Origin of the sequence: Chryseobacterium taeanense (assembly GCF_900099685.1) — a bacterium.
Lineage (GTDB): Bacteria > Bacteroidota > Bacteroidia > Flavobacteriales > Weeksellaceae > Chryseobacterium > Chryseobacterium taeanense.
On record NZ_FNDW01000002.1, the window covers coordinates 486,779 to 501,693 of the forward strand.

Annotated in this window: 16 protein-coding genes and 1 tRNA gene; all 17 read right to left on the minus strand. The window is 36.1% G+C overall.

What is annotated here, in order from left to right:
• Nucleotides 1-35 precede the first annotated feature (35 nt).
• Entirely contained in the window at nt 36-626 is a 591-nt protein-coding gene (gene hisIE, locus BLR30_RS05155; protein WP_089855756.1) for a bifunctional phosphoribosyl-AMP cyclohydrolase/phosphoribosyl-ATP diphosphatase HisIE, read from the minus strand.
• On the minus strand, nt 623-1,375 hold the full coding sequence (gene hisF / locus BLR30_RS05160; protein WP_089855759.1) for an imidazole glycerol phosphate synthase subunit HisF: 753 nt from the start codon (nt 1,373-1,375) through the stop codon (nt 623-625). Before hisF ends, hisIE begins: the two co-directional genes overlap by 4 nt.
• On the minus strand, nt 1,368-2,090 hold the full coding sequence (hisA, locus tag BLR30_RS05165; RefSeq protein ID WP_089855762.1) for a 1-(5-phosphoribosyl)-5-[(5-phosphoribosylamino)methylideneamino]imidazole-4-carboxamide isomerase: 723 nt from the start codon (nt 2,088-2,090) through the stop codon (nt 1,368-1,370). Before hisA ends, hisF begins: the two co-directional genes overlap by 8 nt.
• Nucleotides 2,087-2,671 (minus strand): imidazole glycerol phosphate synthase subunit HisH, encoded by a 585-nt coding sequence (gene hisH, locus BLR30_RS05170; protein ID WP_089855765.1) that lies wholly within the window; start codon nt 2,669-2,671, stop codon nt 2,087-2,089. The genes hisA and hisH overlap by 4 nt, the downstream gene beginning before the upstream one ends.
• A 1-nt stretch (nt 2,672) precedes the next feature.
• Nucleotides 2,673-3,764: a bifunctional histidinol-phosphatase/imidazoleglycerol-phosphate dehydratase HisB gene (gene hisB / locus BLR30_RS05175; RefSeq protein ID WP_089855768.1), complete on the minus strand. Its 1,092-nt coding sequence runs from the start codon at nt 3,762-3,764 to the stop codon at nt 2,673-2,675.
• Nucleotides 3,761-4,792, minus strand: coding sequence for a histidinol-phosphate transaminase (hisC, locus tag BLR30_RS05180; RefSeq protein ID WP_089855770.1), 1,032 nt, complete (start codon nt 4,790-4,792; stop codon nt 3,761-3,763). Before hisC ends, hisB begins: the two co-directional genes overlap by 4 nt.
• A gap of 2 nt (nt 4,793-4,794) precedes the next feature.
• Nucleotides 4,795-6,072: a histidinol dehydrogenase gene (gene hisD, locus BLR30_RS05185; RefSeq protein ID WP_089855773.1), complete on the minus strand. Its 1,278-nt coding sequence runs from the start codon at nt 6,070-6,072 to the stop codon at nt 4,795-4,797.
• Nucleotides 6,072-6,929: an ATP phosphoribosyltransferase gene (gene hisG / locus BLR30_RS05190; protein WP_089855938.1), complete on the minus strand. Its 858-nt coding sequence runs from the start codon at nt 6,927-6,929 to the stop codon at nt 6,072-6,074. Before hisG ends, hisD begins: the two co-directional genes overlap by 1 nt.
• A gap of 254 nt (nt 6,930-7,183) precedes the next feature.
• A complete protein-coding gene (locus BLR30_RS05195; protein WP_089855776.1) occupies nt 7,184-8,281 on the minus strand; it encodes a glycosyltransferase family 4 protein in 1,098 nt (365 codons plus the stop codon).
• Nucleotides 8,278-9,054 (minus strand): polysaccharide deacetylase family protein, encoded by a 777-nt coding sequence (locus BLR30_RS05200; RefSeq protein WP_089855779.1) that lies wholly within the window; start codon nt 9,052-9,054, stop codon nt 8,278-8,280. Before BLR30_RS05200 ends, BLR30_RS05195 begins: the two co-directional genes overlap by 4 nt.
• A gap of 1 nt (nt 9,055) precedes the next feature.
• On the minus strand, nt 9,056-9,985 hold the full coding sequence (locus BLR30_RS05205) for a glycosyltransferase family 2 protein (protein ID WP_089855782.1): 930 nt from the start codon (nt 9,983-9,985) through the stop codon (nt 9,056-9,058).
• A 7-nt stretch (nt 9,986-9,992) separates the two neighbouring features.
• Complete coding sequence (locus BLR30_RS05210; RefSeq protein ID WP_089855785.1) at nt 9,993-11,162, minus strand: glycosyltransferase family 87 protein; 1,170 nt, start codon at nt 11,160-11,162, stop codon at nt 9,993-9,995.
• A 28-nt stretch (nt 11,163-11,190) separates the two neighbouring features.
• Nucleotides 11,191-12,003 carry a 2,3,4,5-tetrahydropyridine-2,6-dicarboxylate N-succinyltransferase gene (locus BLR30_RS05215; RefSeq protein WP_089855788.1) on the minus strand — a complete coding sequence of 271 codons (813 nt, stop codon included), beginning with the start codon at nt 12,001-12,003 and terminating at the stop codon, nt 11,191-11,193.
• Between the two features lie 96 nt (nt 12,004-12,099).
• Nucleotides 12,100-12,669 carry a C40 family peptidase gene (locus tag BLR30_RS05220; protein WP_089855791.1) on the minus strand — a complete coding sequence of 190 codons (570 nt, stop codon included), beginning with the start codon at nt 12,667-12,669 and terminating at the stop codon, nt 12,100-12,102.
• Between the two features lie 145 nt (nt 12,670-12,814).
• Nucleotides 12,815-13,192: a hypothetical protein gene (locus BLR30_RS05225; RefSeq protein ID WP_089855793.1), complete on the minus strand. Its 378-nt coding sequence runs from the start codon at nt 13,190-13,192 to the stop codon at nt 12,815-12,817.
• Between the two features lie 24 nt (nt 13,193-13,216).
• A tRNA-Ala gene (locus BLR30_RS05230) sits at nt 13,217-13,290 on the minus strand.
• A 197-nt stretch (nt 13,291-13,487) separates the two neighbouring features.
• Nucleotides 13,488-14,903 carry a TolC family protein gene (locus BLR30_RS05235; protein WP_089855795.1) on the minus strand — a complete coding sequence of 472 codons (1,416 nt, stop codon included), beginning with the start codon at nt 14,901-14,903 and terminating at the stop codon, nt 13,488-13,490.
• Nucleotides 14,904-14,915: the final 12 nt, after the last annotated feature.

Sequence of the window (14,915 nt, forward strand, 5' to 3'; positions counted from 1 at the left end):
CCGAAACCGTTTAATAAACTGTAAATAATTAAATTTTATCGATTACGTTGGATCAATATCTCTTCAATATCTTGCATTTGCATTCCTTTGGCTTTCAATAAAATTAAATAATGATATAGAAGATCTGCGGCCTCATTTTTAAAAAGTTCATCATCAGTATCTTTAGATTCGATGACCAATTCAACAGCCTCCTCTCCTACTTTTTGAGCTATTTTATTGATCCCTTTTTGAAACAAAGAATACGTATAAGAACCTTCGGTTTTTTCATCAATCCGTTGACTGATTTTAGCCTCAAGCTCATATAGAAACCCTTTAGAATTTTTCTCCCCGAAACAGCTGAAACTTCCTGTATGACAAACTACATTTTCAGGAATAACTCTAATTAAAACGGTATCATTATCACAGTCAAACTCAATATTCTCTACTTTAAGGAAATTTCCGGACTCCTCTCCTTTTGTCCAAAGTCTGTTTTTTGAACGGCTGAAAAAAGTTACGATACCTTCCCGTGAAGTTTTTTCAAAAGCCTCTCCGTTCATGTAGCCCAGCATCAGCACTTGTAAAGTTCTGTCATCCTGAATAATAACAGGCACCAAACCATCGTTATTTTTATTAAAATTGATATTCATCGTAAGGATATTTTTTTTGATTTTAATTCTCTTTTAAGATTTTTAATTCCGATTTCCCCAAAATGAAAAATACTTGCGGCTAAAGCTCCTGAGGCTTTCGTTTTCATAAACACCTGTTCAAAATCTTCGGTTTTTCCGGCTCCTCCGGAAGCGATAACCGGAATATTAATAAGATCTAAGATATCTTTAGTAATTCTGAGATCAAATCCGTTTTTGGTGCCATCTCCATCCATTGAGGTCAGTAATATTTCTCCGGCACCCAGTTCTTCAACTTTTTTTGCCCAGTGTGTTGTTTTAAGTTCCGTTATCTCCCTTCCTCCTTTTATGTGAACCCAATCTGATCCGTTCACCAACTTGGTATCAATGGCAACCACAATACACTGACTTCCGAATTCTTTAGCCAAAACAGAAATCAATGTTGGATTTTTAACTGCTGATGAATTGATGCTTATTTTGTCTGCTCCGGCTTCCAGAAGTCTCCGTACATCTTCCACAGTCGAAATTCCGCCGCCTACCGTGAAAGGAATACTAAGTTCCGATGCAATTTTCTGTACCAGTTCGGCAAAAGTTTTACGCTCTTCCAAAGTTGCGGTAATATCAAGGAAAACCAATTCATCTGCGCCTTCTCTTTCGTATCTTTTGGCAAGTTCTACAGGATCTCCCGCATTTCTTAAACCTTCAAAGTTGATTCCTTTTACTGTGATCTCGTCTTTAATATCAAGACACGGAATTATTCTTTTTTTAAGCATTTTCAATAAAATTCTGGAGTTGTGTTAAACTGATTTTACCTTCATAAATAGCTTTTCCGATAATCGTCCCGGAACAACCGATATTTTTCATCTGTTCGACATCTTCAATACATGAAATCCCGCCGCTTGCAATTAACTGAACTTTTGTTTTTTCTAAAATTTCTCTGTACAATTCATCCGAAGCGCCCTGAAGCATTCCATCTTTGGAAATATCTGTGCAGATCACATTTTTAATTCCTTTATTTTTGTATTGGAGAATAAAATCGATCACATCAAGTGTACTTTCTTCCAGCCAGCCTGAAGTTTTTATTTTCCGGTTTTCGCAATCGGCTCCCAGAATTATTTTGTCCGGACCATATTTTTCTAACAGATCAAAACAAAATTCAGGATTCTGAATAGCAATGCTTCCAATCGTGATTTGGTTTGCTCCTGAATTAAAGGCTATTTCAATATCGCTTTGTGTTTTCAGTCCACCTCCAAAATCAATTTCCAGGGAAGTTTCTTTAGCAATTGCTTCCAAAACTTTTTGATTGACAATATGCTTTGATTTTGCTCCGTCCAAATCCACCAAATGAAGGTATTTGATACCATAATCTTCAAATTCTTTGGCAACTTCAAGCGGATTTTCGTTGTATATTTTTTTTGTATTGTAATCTCCTTTTGAGAGCCTGACACATTTTCCGTCGATAATATCTATAGCGGGAATAATTTTCATGAGTTTAATTTTAAGAAATTCGTTAAAATTTTATTTCCTATACTTCCCGATTTTTCAGGGTGAAACTGTACCGCGAAAAAATTATCTTTCTGCAATGAAGCACTGAAAGGTAAAATATAATCGCAAACCGAAGTTGTATAAGCTGATAATTCACAATAATAGCTGTGCACAAAGTAGACATCATTTTCTGTTCCTATTTCTGCAAAAAGTGGAGAATTGATGTTATGAAATGTATTCCATCCCATATGAGGAACCAAGTCTCGCGACGGGAATTTTTTAACTTCAATATCAAAAATACCCATTCCAAAAGTATTTCCTTCTTCATTTCTACCGCACATCAGCTGCATTCCCAGACATATCCCCAAAACAGGTTGCTGTAAAGTGGGAATTAATTTATCAAGTCCTTTTTGTCTTAAAAGATCCATTGTTGATGAGGCTTCACCAACTCCTGGGAAGATAATTTTATCAGCATTACGGATGGTTTCAAAATCATCGGTTATTACAGAATCTACATCTAACCGATTAAGTGCATTTTGAACAGAGCTGACATTTCCTCCATTATATTTAATAATCGCAATCATATTATAAACTTCCTTTTGTAGATGGAATCGTAAAATTATTATCAGTTTGTCGAACAGCCATTTTTACCGCTTTTGCAAATGCTTTGAACACGGCTTCAATTTTGTGATGTTCATTGTCTCCTTCTGCTTTTATATTCAGGTTACATTTGGCGGAATCGGTGAAAGATTTAAAAAAATGGAAAAACATTTCAGTCGGAACATCACCAATTTTCTCACGCTGAAAATCTGCTTCCCACATCAGCCACGATCTTCCTCCAAAATCTACAGCAACCTGCGCCAGGCAATCATCCATAGGAAGTAAAAAACCGTATCGTTCAATTCCTTTTTTATTTCCTAACGCTTTAAAAACAGCTTCTCCTAAAACGATCCCTACATCTTCAATCGTGTGATGTTCATCCACATGAAGGTCACCCTTAACTTTTATCTCCAAATTCAGGTTTCCGTGCTTTGAAATCTGCTCCAGCATATGATCGAAAAAATGCAGCCCGGTTGAAATATCAGATTTACCTTTACCATCGAGATTAATTTCGATTTCAATCTCGGTCTCGTTAGTTTTACGAAAAACTGTTGCTTTCCTCGGAATTTGCTTTAAATACTGATAAATATCTTCCCATTTTGTGGTCGTTAACTCGGCTTCTTTATTTTCCGAATCACTGATGAAAATAACCTTAGTTTCTAGATTCTTTGCCAATTGAATATCCGTGATACGATCTCCTATAACGTAAGAATTTTTAAGATCATAATTGCCGTAAATGTATTGATTGAGCATTCCTGTTCCGGGTTTTCTGGTAGGAAGATTTTCATATTCAAAACTTTTGTCGATAAGAATATTCTGAAATACAACATTTTCATTTTGAAATGTTTTCAGCATCTTTTCATGCGCAAGCGTAAAATCCTCCACCGGAAAACTTTCTGTTCCCAAACCGTCCTGATTCGTTACCATAACCAATTCATAATCCAACTCTCTGACAATTTTTGATAGATTTTGAAAAACGCCGGGATAAAATTCAAGTTTTTCCAATGTATCAATTTGCAAATCTTCCGGTTCTATAATCAACGTTCCGTCGCGGTCTATAAATAATACTTTTTTCATGAGTTAATATTTTTTAAAACATTAATAAGTTTCAGATTTTCATCCCGGCTACCGACATTGATTCTAATGCATTTCGGAATATGCGGTGTTCTTTTGCTCGTGAAAATATTTTCATTTAGTAATGCCTGATATATACCCTCAGTATCCTTAAATCTGATCAGGAAAAAATTGGCATCAGTGGGAAATATTTTATTAACACATGGAACAGATTTCAGCTCATTTTCCAACCATTCTCTTTCAGTAAGAATATTTTTAAGATTTTCATTAAAAATTTCCTGCTCGTCAAGCGCATTAATAATCAATTCCTGACTGATGCTATTGACATTATACGGTGCTTTTACGGTATTGATTAATTTAATGATTTCTTCGGAAGCACAGGCAACGCCTACCCTTGCACCGGCCATTCCCCAGGCTTTTGAAAAGGTCTGAAGTACGATAAGATTGGGATATTTTTCCAGGAGCAAAAGAGCAGAATCTTTTTTAGAAAATTCGATATATGCTTCATCTACAACAACAATTCCGTCATAATTCCGTATAAAAAATTCAAGATTGCCGATACTATTTCCGGTAGGATTATTAGGCGAACAGATGAAAAAAACTTTTGATGAACTATTTTTTATTTCATCAAAAAAATATTCTTTGTTGATTTCAAAATCATTATTAAGATTCAGTTTTATCACCTTATTTTCATTGACACTGGCATAAAATCCATACATCGCAAATGAAGGATCCATCACCAGTATGGAATCTTTTTTAGGTTCACAAAAAATCCTGATGATCAGATCGATCAGCTCGTCACTTCCGTTTCCGACAGCAATGCATTTATGGGAAATATTCTTGTAATCTGCCAGTTTGCTTTTAAGTTTTTTCTGAGTTGAATCCGGATAGCGATTATGTGCTCCAAAAGGGCTTTCATTGGCATCCAGCAATACTGGATTTTCAGGATTTTGCTGATCTCTGTAGCTTGTATAAGGCTGTAGATCAAGGATATTTTTTCGTACTAAATTATTGATTGTAAATGTTGTCATTATTATGATTTTAAACGAATGGATACGGCATTTTTGTGTGCCAGCAGACCTTCTGCTTCGGCCATAATTTCAATAGTTTTTCCAAGATTTTGAAGTCCATTTTCAGTAATGTGCTGAAAGGTTATTTTTTTAACAAAACTGTCGAGTGAAACTCCGCTGTAATTTTTTGCAAATCCATTGGTAGGTAATGTGTGATTGGTTCCGCTGGCATAATCTCCGGCACTTTCACAGGAATAATTTCCAAGAAAAACCGAACCGGCATTCTGGATTTTTGGGATATAATTTTCGAAAGATTTTACCGTCAAAATCAAATGCTCAGGAGCATACAGATTGCTGAATTCCAATGCCTCTTCTATGCTGTTCAGTAAAATGAAGTAACTGTTTTTTAAAGATTCTCCCGCAAATTCGTTTCTTGGAAGGGCTTTCAACTGATTTTCAATTTCTTTAATAGTCTCCATAAAAATTTCCTCATCCGTTGCAATGAATACCACCTGACTGTCACTTCCGTGTTCTGCCTGGGAAAGAAGATCTGCGGCACAGAATTCCGGTATTGAGTTTTTATCGGCGATAACAAGCACTTCGCTAGGTCCGGCAGGCATATCTATAGCCACTCCGAAACGCTGGGCATATTCTTTTGCGGATGTAACGTATTGGTTACCAGGGCCAAATATTTTGTAAACGGAAGGAATACTTTGTGTACCGAATGTCATTGCCGCAATGGCCTGTGCACCACCAACTTTAAAAATACGGCTGACCCCGCAAAGTTTGGCTGCATATAAAATTGCAGGATTGATATTTCCGCTTTGATCCGGTGGTGTGCATAGAATGATTTCACTGCATCCGGCGAGCTGTGCAGGAATAGCCAACATCAGAACGGTTGAAAATAAAGGTGCATTTCCTCCCGGAATATAGATTCCTGTTTTTTCAATCGCACGGCTTTCTCTCCAGCAGGTTACGCCTTCTACAGTCTCAATCTTTTCGATTTCACTTTTCTGAGCAGCATGAAAGCGCGTAATATTTTCTTTAGCTTTTAAAATAGCGACTTTCAATTCTTCACTTATTTCTTTCTCGGCATTTTCGATTTCAATTTCTGAAACAACAACCGTTTCCAGGTCTGCCTGCTCAAATTTTTTGATGAATTCAAGCAATGCCTTGTCGCCATTATGCTGTACTGCTTCGAATATATTCTGAACAACATCGGAGAGTTCTTCTCTCTGAATCATTGGACGCTGAGTCAATTCTTTCCATTCCGTTTTTTTCGGATATCTGTAAGTTCTCATTATATAACCATTTTATCGATTGGAATAATTAAAATATCTTGCGCACCTTTCTCTTTTAGTTGATCAATCACTTCCCAGAATCTGTCCTCATCGATCACTGAATGAATGCTGCTCCATCCTTTTTCTGCTAACGGAATAACAGTCGGGCTTTTCAAAACCGGAAGGACTGCGGAAATTTCTGAAATTTTATCATCAGGGACATTCATCAGGATGTATTTGGAATTTTTTGCTTTCAGGACAGCTTTGATCCTGAAAAGAAATTTTTCAAGGATGATTTCCTTCTCCTTACTTAATAGTGAAGTCTTTGCTAATACGGCTTCAGACTGCAAAAGTGTAATAGTTTCTCTTAGTCCGTTTTTGAACAAAGTACTTCCTGAACTCACAATATCACAAATCCCATCTGCCAGTCCGATATTGGGAGCGATTTCCACTGATCCGGAAATTACGTGGATGTCAGAATTAATTCCCTGTTCGGAAAGGAATTTTTTAAGGGTATTAGGATAAGAAGTTGCAATTTTTTTTCCCTGAAAATAGCTCAGCTCATCAGTTTCCACATCTTTCGGAACTGCTAAGGAAACACGGCATTTTGAAAAACCCAGCTTCTGAACTATATTGCTGTTTTTCTGCTTTTCAGCCAACAGGTTTTCGCCTACTATGGCCACATCTACTACGCCGTCTTCAAGATATTGCGGAATATCAGAATTGCGCAGGTACATGATCTCCATGGGGAAATTGTTTACCGAAACTTTCAGCTGGTCTTTTCCGTTGTTGGTATCTATGCCGCAATCTTTGAGAAGCTGGAGAGAATCTTCGTACAACCGGCCGCTTTTCTGAATGGCAATTTTTAATATACTCATTTTTATGGTTTTGAGCCTGAGCAAATAAAAACTGGTTGAATTGAAGAAAATTCCCGGGATATTCAGAAACAAAAAAACCGTCTATTTACTCAGACGGTTTTTAAATATTTTGATTTTTAACATAAATTATCGATCAATCAATTCCGTCTTAGCAGAGATGATGATGATAATGATGTACTGTTAAAAAATTCGGTTTCATTGTTGAAATTTGTATTGCAAAGGTAAGAGATTATTTTTGAGACGTGCAAATTTTTTTATATTATTTTTTGATAAAGACTCATCAGCTGTTCTGCAATACTTTTATCATTAAATTTCTGAACGAACTCAAAACCCTTTTCAGCACGGCGTTTCCTCTCTGATTCATTTTGCCATAAAAACTTAATTTTGGCCTGAATATCCAGATAATTTTTAGGATCAATATAGACAGAATCCGGGCCGCCGGCTTCTGGAAGACAGCTTGCGTTGCTTGTGATGACTGCTGTTTTAGAAAAAAGAGATTCAATTAAGGGAATTCCGAATCCTTCAAAAAAGCTCGGATACACAAAAATATCTGCAAGTTTATAAAGTACCGCCAGCTCATTCATTGAAACACCTTCAAGGAAAAAAACTTGTTTTTCCATTTTATTTTTCCGGATGAAAGTTTCTATCGCTTTACAATATTTTGTTTTTCTTCCGACTATTACTAAAGGGATTTTCGTGTCTTTTATCGCTTTCACAATATTCAGAAGATTCTTACGTTCTTCGATGGTTCCGACATTTAAAATGAACCGTTCCGGAAGATTGAATTTTTCTTTTGTTTTTTGAATAAACTCTTGCGACTGCTCTTCTTTAAATGCCTGGTGACACCCTTGATAAATCACTTCAATTTTGCTTTCAGGAACATTTAGAAATTGAATAATATCTCTTTTAGTCTGTTCTGAAATCGCGATAATTTTATCTGCTGAAGCAGCAGCCTTTTTAAATTTCCATAAATGAATTTTACGGTCAAAAAATGAATAATACTGCGGATAGCGGACAAAGATAAGGTCGTGAATGGTCACTATTTTCCGAATCGGTTTTTTGTTCCATTTTAAAGGAAGTTCACCCGAAAGGCCATGGAAAATGTCAGCATTTTGATTTTGAGCATCTGTTCCCATTTTGAATTGTCTCGACATATTGCCTCTGGACGTCTCAACAAAACGGATACTTTTATGATTCAAAATATTTTCTCCTCTTTCAGATTTGTTTTTATTGAGCAGAATGTATTCATTTTCAGGATAATATTCTGCCAATATTCTTATCAGGTCACGGGAATAATTTCCCAGTCCTGATGTATTATGGAAGAAACGTTTTGCATCGTAAGCTATTTTCATAAGCCAATTTGTTTTTGAAATTCCTGAAAAGTTCCGAAGGTGTAATTCTTTTGTTTAAGCCATGAAATAAAATCATCAAAACGCTTAACCATATCTATTCCAGAATTTTTAACCGTAAAACCGGGCAACTTGTACGATTCATCTTTTATTTCAGCAAACTCCCACGGATGAAAATAAACATTAAGGTAATTGTCTTTTTTTAAGGTATGTAATGCTATTTTTTTATATAACGATAAAGGAAAATTATGAAAGCTCAGCCAGAACAGCGGAATCCTGAAATTCGGAGAAACTGAAGCCGGAATCTGTGTTACATTTCCTTCTTTAAAATAAGTTCTTGAGACTTTCAGGTTGTTGTATCTTCCCGGAAGAAAAGTAGGATTAATGGACGAATTATAAGTATAACCAGCTTCTTCTACCGCGTTTTTGCTTACCGGCATCATTCGTGGCATTCTCAAACCTGTTATGTGAGTGGAAAATAATTCTTCCAGCCTGTCTTTGGACTCCTTCAAATGTTTTTCTTCAAATTCTGAATGGAACCAGGTGTGAGAAGCCAGTTCGTGGCCTTCTTCCAGCAATCTTTTGATAAGCGATTTGCTGTTTTCCGCAAAAACTACGGTTGAAAAAAAAGTAGCTTTTATCTGATGTTTTTTAAGGAGATCCAATATTCTTTCAAGCCCGGTTTGCGAAACGGAAATCTGTTTTTCGAAGGGAATTTCACCCTGATATTCCAATGGCATATCAAATTCTTCGATGTCAAAACTTAATAAAACCATGTTAAAAATTTTTGTTTTTAATGATATAATTTGGCCTTTCTTTTACCTGTTTGAATATTTTGCCTAAATAAATTCCGATAATTCCTAAGATAATCAATTGTAATCCTCCAAAGAAAACGATGGTCATAATCAGCGATGCCCAACCGGAAATCTCCGTTTTGGCAATGAATGAGTAGATCACATAGATTCCATAACCAATAACCGAAATTCCTGAAAATAAAAATCCCAGATAAGCTGCGATATACAGAGGTTTTACACTGAAAGCGGTGATTCCTGTAAAAGCAAAAGTGATCATTTTCTTAAGATTGTAGCTGCTTTGTCCGGAAAGTCTTTCATTAGCGGTAAATTCAATTCCTGTCTGTTTAAAGCCCATCCAACTCGTGAGCCCGCGTAAAAAAAGATCGTCTTCATTGAAATTTCGCATCACTTCCACAGCGTTTGCATCCATCAGTCTGAAATCTGAACCGCCGCCTTTGGTAAGGTCAACATCCGACATTTTCGATAGAATTTTGTAGAAAAAATCAGAAGTTTTCCTTTTAAACATTGAAATTTCTTTAGGATATTTTCTTACTGTAAATACAATATCATATCCTTCTTCCCATTTCCGGATCATCTGCGGAATAAGTTCGGGCGGATGCTGAAGATCGCCATCCATTGAAATAACAGCATTTCCATATGCAAAATCCATTCCTGCTTTTACAGCTGGCTGATGCCCAAAATTCCTGGAAAATTCAATAAACTTTACCTTTTCATGCTCTTGAGAAAGCTCTTCCAGTTTTTGCTGAGTTCTGTCTCTGCTTCCGTCATTTATAAAGATTATTTCAAAATCATAATCGCTTAATCCGGAAAAAACGGCGTTGATTTTTTCATAAACCAAAGCAACATTTCCCTCTTCGTTATGGGCAGGAATGACGATGGAAATTTTCTTCATAACAATACTAATTCAGGCTGTAATTTTTCTCGAAATCTTTGGTAAGAAGCTCATAAATTACCCTCAGCCAAATTACAATGCAAGGTACAGCTTTTAAAGAATATTTAATGATATAATTTTCCTTTACAAATTTTGGAAACAGATCTGATGTGGAAAAGCAAGTGAAAATAATTACAAAAACAAGCAAACCTATAATAAGCGGCGTTCTTTCTTTCTGAAGGAAAAACCAGATCAGTACGCCTACAACTGCAATGATATATGTGGGAGACTCTGAACTTGAACTGAATAATACCAAAAATAGTAATGTAGAAGCAAGAATCATCAACTGGAAAGCGTAATGTTTATATTGTTTAATTCTAATATATGGCGCTGCAAAAAGCGGTAATCCGAACGCAAGAAATACAAGATTTGATATAGATGCGTCGCCAATAATTCTTCTGAAAAAGCCCATCAGCGAAATATCCTGCATATTTCCTAAAACCTGATTTTCATTATTTTTTTCTACAATAGACTGAAACCAGTCCGTATAACATTGAATTACAAATTTCGGACTTGAGTATGCCATTGGTAAAACAAAAAATAATACAGCAATAAGTAATCCTGAAAGAATAAATTTCGTTTTATTTTTAATGAAAAAGAACTGCGACAGCCCTACAATTCCATAGATTTTTACGAAAACCCCAATTAAAATTGCTGTTACCGATTTTACTTCTTTTCTTTCATAAATGTACACTGCAGACAGCAATAAAAGACCTGTAAGAGCAACATTGAACTGTAAGCTCAAAGCCGCTGTAATATATTCCTGCAGACAGAATAACCCGAAAAGTGCTTTTTTCGCATCGGAAAACGGAAGTTTATAAATACCGTAAACAAAGATGAAAGTATTGGCAACATTCCAGAGAGAAATCCCCAGCCAGTCGGGCATCATGGCAAAAGGAGCAATAAGCGCACTGAAGAAGACACCGTAGTGATTTAAATCAAAATAAAGATCGGGATAATGAATAAACAGATTTTTCTGATTGATGGTGTTAAAAAAAACATTTTTAAAAATCAGATAATTGTTGATGGCGTAATCTCCCCTCAGATATTTCGAAATGGCAGTAACGACTGATATAATAAGATAAACCCCAAATATATATTTAGGGTTTAGAATTATTTTAAGAAATTTATCTTTCAAAATTTTAATATTAGTTTAAAATTTACTCTTAAACAGCAACATTATTATCTCTCAACGCATCATTTAAAGATGTTTTTTTATCGGTAGATTCTTTTCTCTGTCCAATAATCAGAGCGCAAGGAACCTGATATTCTCCGGCAGGATATTGTTTTGTGTAACTTCCCGGAATCACCACAGAACGTGCAGGAACTCTTCCTTTAATTTCTACCGGCTCAGATCCTGTAACATCAATAATTTTGGTAGAAGCCGTAAGAACAACATTAGCTCCTAAAACAGCTTCTTTTTCTACATGAACACCTTCCACAACAATACATCTTGAACCTATGAAACAATCATCTTCAATGATTACGGGAGCAGCCTGAAGAGGTTCTAGAACTCCACCGATTCCTACACCACCACTCAGGTGAACGTTTTTACCGATTTGCGCACAGCTTCCAACTGTCGCCCACGTATCTACCATCGTTCCTGAATCTACATACGCGCCGATATTCACATAAGAAGGCATCATAATAACTCCTGAAGCTACAAAAGAACCTTCTCTTGCAATCGCATGAGGGACAACTCTTACTCCTTTCTCAGCGTAATTTCTCTTTAAAGGAATTTTATCGTGAAATTCAAACGGACCAACTTCAATGGTTTCCATTTTCTGAATCGGGAAATACATTACCACTGCTTTTTTTACCCACTCATTCACCTGCCATCCGTTTTCTATAGGTTCTGCAACACGAAGTTCTCCGGAATCTAATAAAGACACAACTTCTCTGATGGCCTTCTGGCTGTCTTCATTCTGCAAAAGATCTCTATTATCCCAAATGTTTTCAATAGTTTGTTGTAACGACATGTTTCTAGTTTAAAATTATTTGCGCCAAAGATACAAAAAAAGTTAAGGAAAATATTCTGTCTGTAGCAATAGCGGGAATGTATTGTTGTCGAATATTTAAAGTACTCTTTTAGCGTGAAGGTAGGCTTTATTCCAGTATTTTTCGTTCAGAGATGAAATGATAACTCCCTTTGTAGTGGAAGCATGAATAAATTTCACCTCTCCGTCATTTCCTATATCGTGGACGATTCCGACATGGGAAACTCTGGTACCACCGGCGGTTGCAAAGAACAAAAGATCTCCCGGTTTTACGTCTTTGATATCAATTGTATTTCCGGCCTCTGCCTGATCCGAAGATCTTCTTGGAAGTTTATAATCGTTTTCTTCAAAGACTTTTAGGGTAAATCCCGAACAGTCGAAACCTGACGATGTGTTTCCTCCGAATTTATAAGGAGCACCAAGGTATTTTTCGGCATCTTTTAGAATTTCGTTAATTGATCCTGAAATTTTGCCATTAAATTTAGATTCCAGATTTCTGAGGTTTTCTGCTTTGGGAACTGATTTTGTAATGGTTCTTTTATTTGAAACTGCATTTTTTGAACTTCCGCAGGAAACTGTAATTAAAGATGTAATGAGTAAAACATGAATTGTTTTTAAATTTAATTTTTTATCATTCAAGATCTTCATATACTTTCATTTTACGGCAATACCAGTACAAATATAAATAAATTATGACTAAATTTTTCTCAATTCATTACATGAAAATAAATACCCTTTTATAAAATAAAAAAAGCTATTCGACCGAATAGCTTTGTATAATGTGTGATTTTTATTATTTTGATGTTTTCTCACCTTTCCATGTGCCTGATCTGGAAGGTGTCGGAACTTCGTTTACCCATGTTCCGCTTGCTTTTTTATCTTCTCTTGTCAGAGTTCCTCTGAATTCACCGTCAGAAGGTGATCCTATGGTGGCAGTCAGTTCTCCCGATTCGCTAAGATACCCCGAAATAAGGTAATTTTCTGAAGTCTGCTCAGCATCTAATGTTCCGGTTACTTTTCCGTCGGTTGCCACTACGATATTCCAGCTGCCTTTTTCTGTCCCTTCATAAGTTCCGGCCCAGGTTCCTATGAAGTCATAGATGGTGTCCTCATCTTTGCTGCAGCCAATAAACAAAAAAGCGGTGAATAAAAGTAAAAATATTTTCTTCATAGTTTTTGTTTTATAAACAAATTGTGGAGAATACGGGGATCGAACCCGTCACCTTTAGACTGCCAGTCTAACGCTCTAGCCAGATGAGCTAATTCCCCTTTCTTTCCTCAGATCATTTTCTGAAGCGGTACAAAAGTAAGTATTTAAACTACATATACAAACATTTTATTAAATTTTCTTTAACCAGAATATAAAATTTATAGCTAATTATCAATTTTTCAGGCATTTTCAGTTTAAAATAAAAATGCACATTAACTGTTTAATGTGCATTTTTTTACTTTTTAATCTTTATAAACTATTTCCAACCTCCTCCGAGAGCCTGGTAAAGATCTATGGCAGCTTTCATTTTGCTGTATTCTGCATTGGCGATATTCAACTCTGCATTTAATGAATTTACACTTGCATTCAAAACCTCAAGATAATTAGCCATTCCATAGTTTACCAATTCCTGAGAATATTCAACAGAATTTTTATAAGCGTTAAGTTCTTTCTGTTTTAATTCTATAAAAGAATCCTGAACAGAAAATACGCGTATTGCATCAGAAACCTCTTTTCCAGCCGTAAGAACGGCTTTTCTGAAGTTTAAATAAGCAGTTTCCTGATTGGCCAAACTCACATCGTAATTGGTTCTGATCGCTCTTCTGTTTAAAATCGGCTGCGCCAGACCAGCCACAACATTGGCAAATAATGAATTTACACTGAATAAATGATCGATGTCTACAGACTGTATTCCTCCGCTTCCTGTAAGTTTTAAAGTAGGGTAAAACTGAGCTTTTGCTGAATTCGTTAATTCAAATGCATTCATTAAGTTATACTCTGCTCTCATCACATCGGGACGGTTGGCCAACAACTGCGCAGGGTATCCAAGTTTTACATCAATAGGAAGACTTTGGCTTTCCAATGTTGAACGCTCTATCGTATGGGAAGGTTCTCCCATTAAAAGGCTCATGGTGTTTTCCAACAACTGGATCTGCGTATCGATATCGATTAATAAAGATTTTGCATTAAAAACCAATGCTTCACTCTGCTGCACAGCAACTTCCGTCAATGTTCCCGACGTTTTTAAGGCTCTTGTCGTTTCAAGATTCTTTTCACGAACGGCAATAGTTTCATTAATAATTCTCTTCTGTGCATCAAACGTCAGCAACTGATAATACGCCGAAGCAACAGAAGCCACAAGATCGCTTTTTACGGCTTTGTGTGCTGCCACAGTACCAAGATAAGCGGCAAACTGAGCTTTTTCCTGCGATTTAAGTTTTCCCCAGATATCTGCTTCCCAACCGATACTTGCCGTGATGTCAAACTGATTAACATATCTTCTTTCTCCGATGATCTGTCCAAACTGAGTATTAATCGACTGAGTCTGGAACGTATAATTCGGACCAACCGCTAATGTCGGTTGATAAGCTGCTTTGCTTTGTTTTAAATAAGCCTCAGCAGAAGCAATACTTTGCAGTGCAATTCTGATATCAAGATTGTTCTCCAACGCTTTTGAAATATGTCTTTGAAGTATTGGATCAGTAAAAATTTCCTTCCACGAAACATTGGCAATATTTGTACTATCGGAAGGCAGCATATCGGTACGGTACAACTTTTCGTCTACCGCATTATTGGGTCTGTTGTACTCTTTTCTGGCCATACATGATGATATGGCAGAAAGAATCAAGACTGAAAAAGTAAGTCCTTTTATGATGTTTAAAATATTCTTCATTTCTTTTAATTA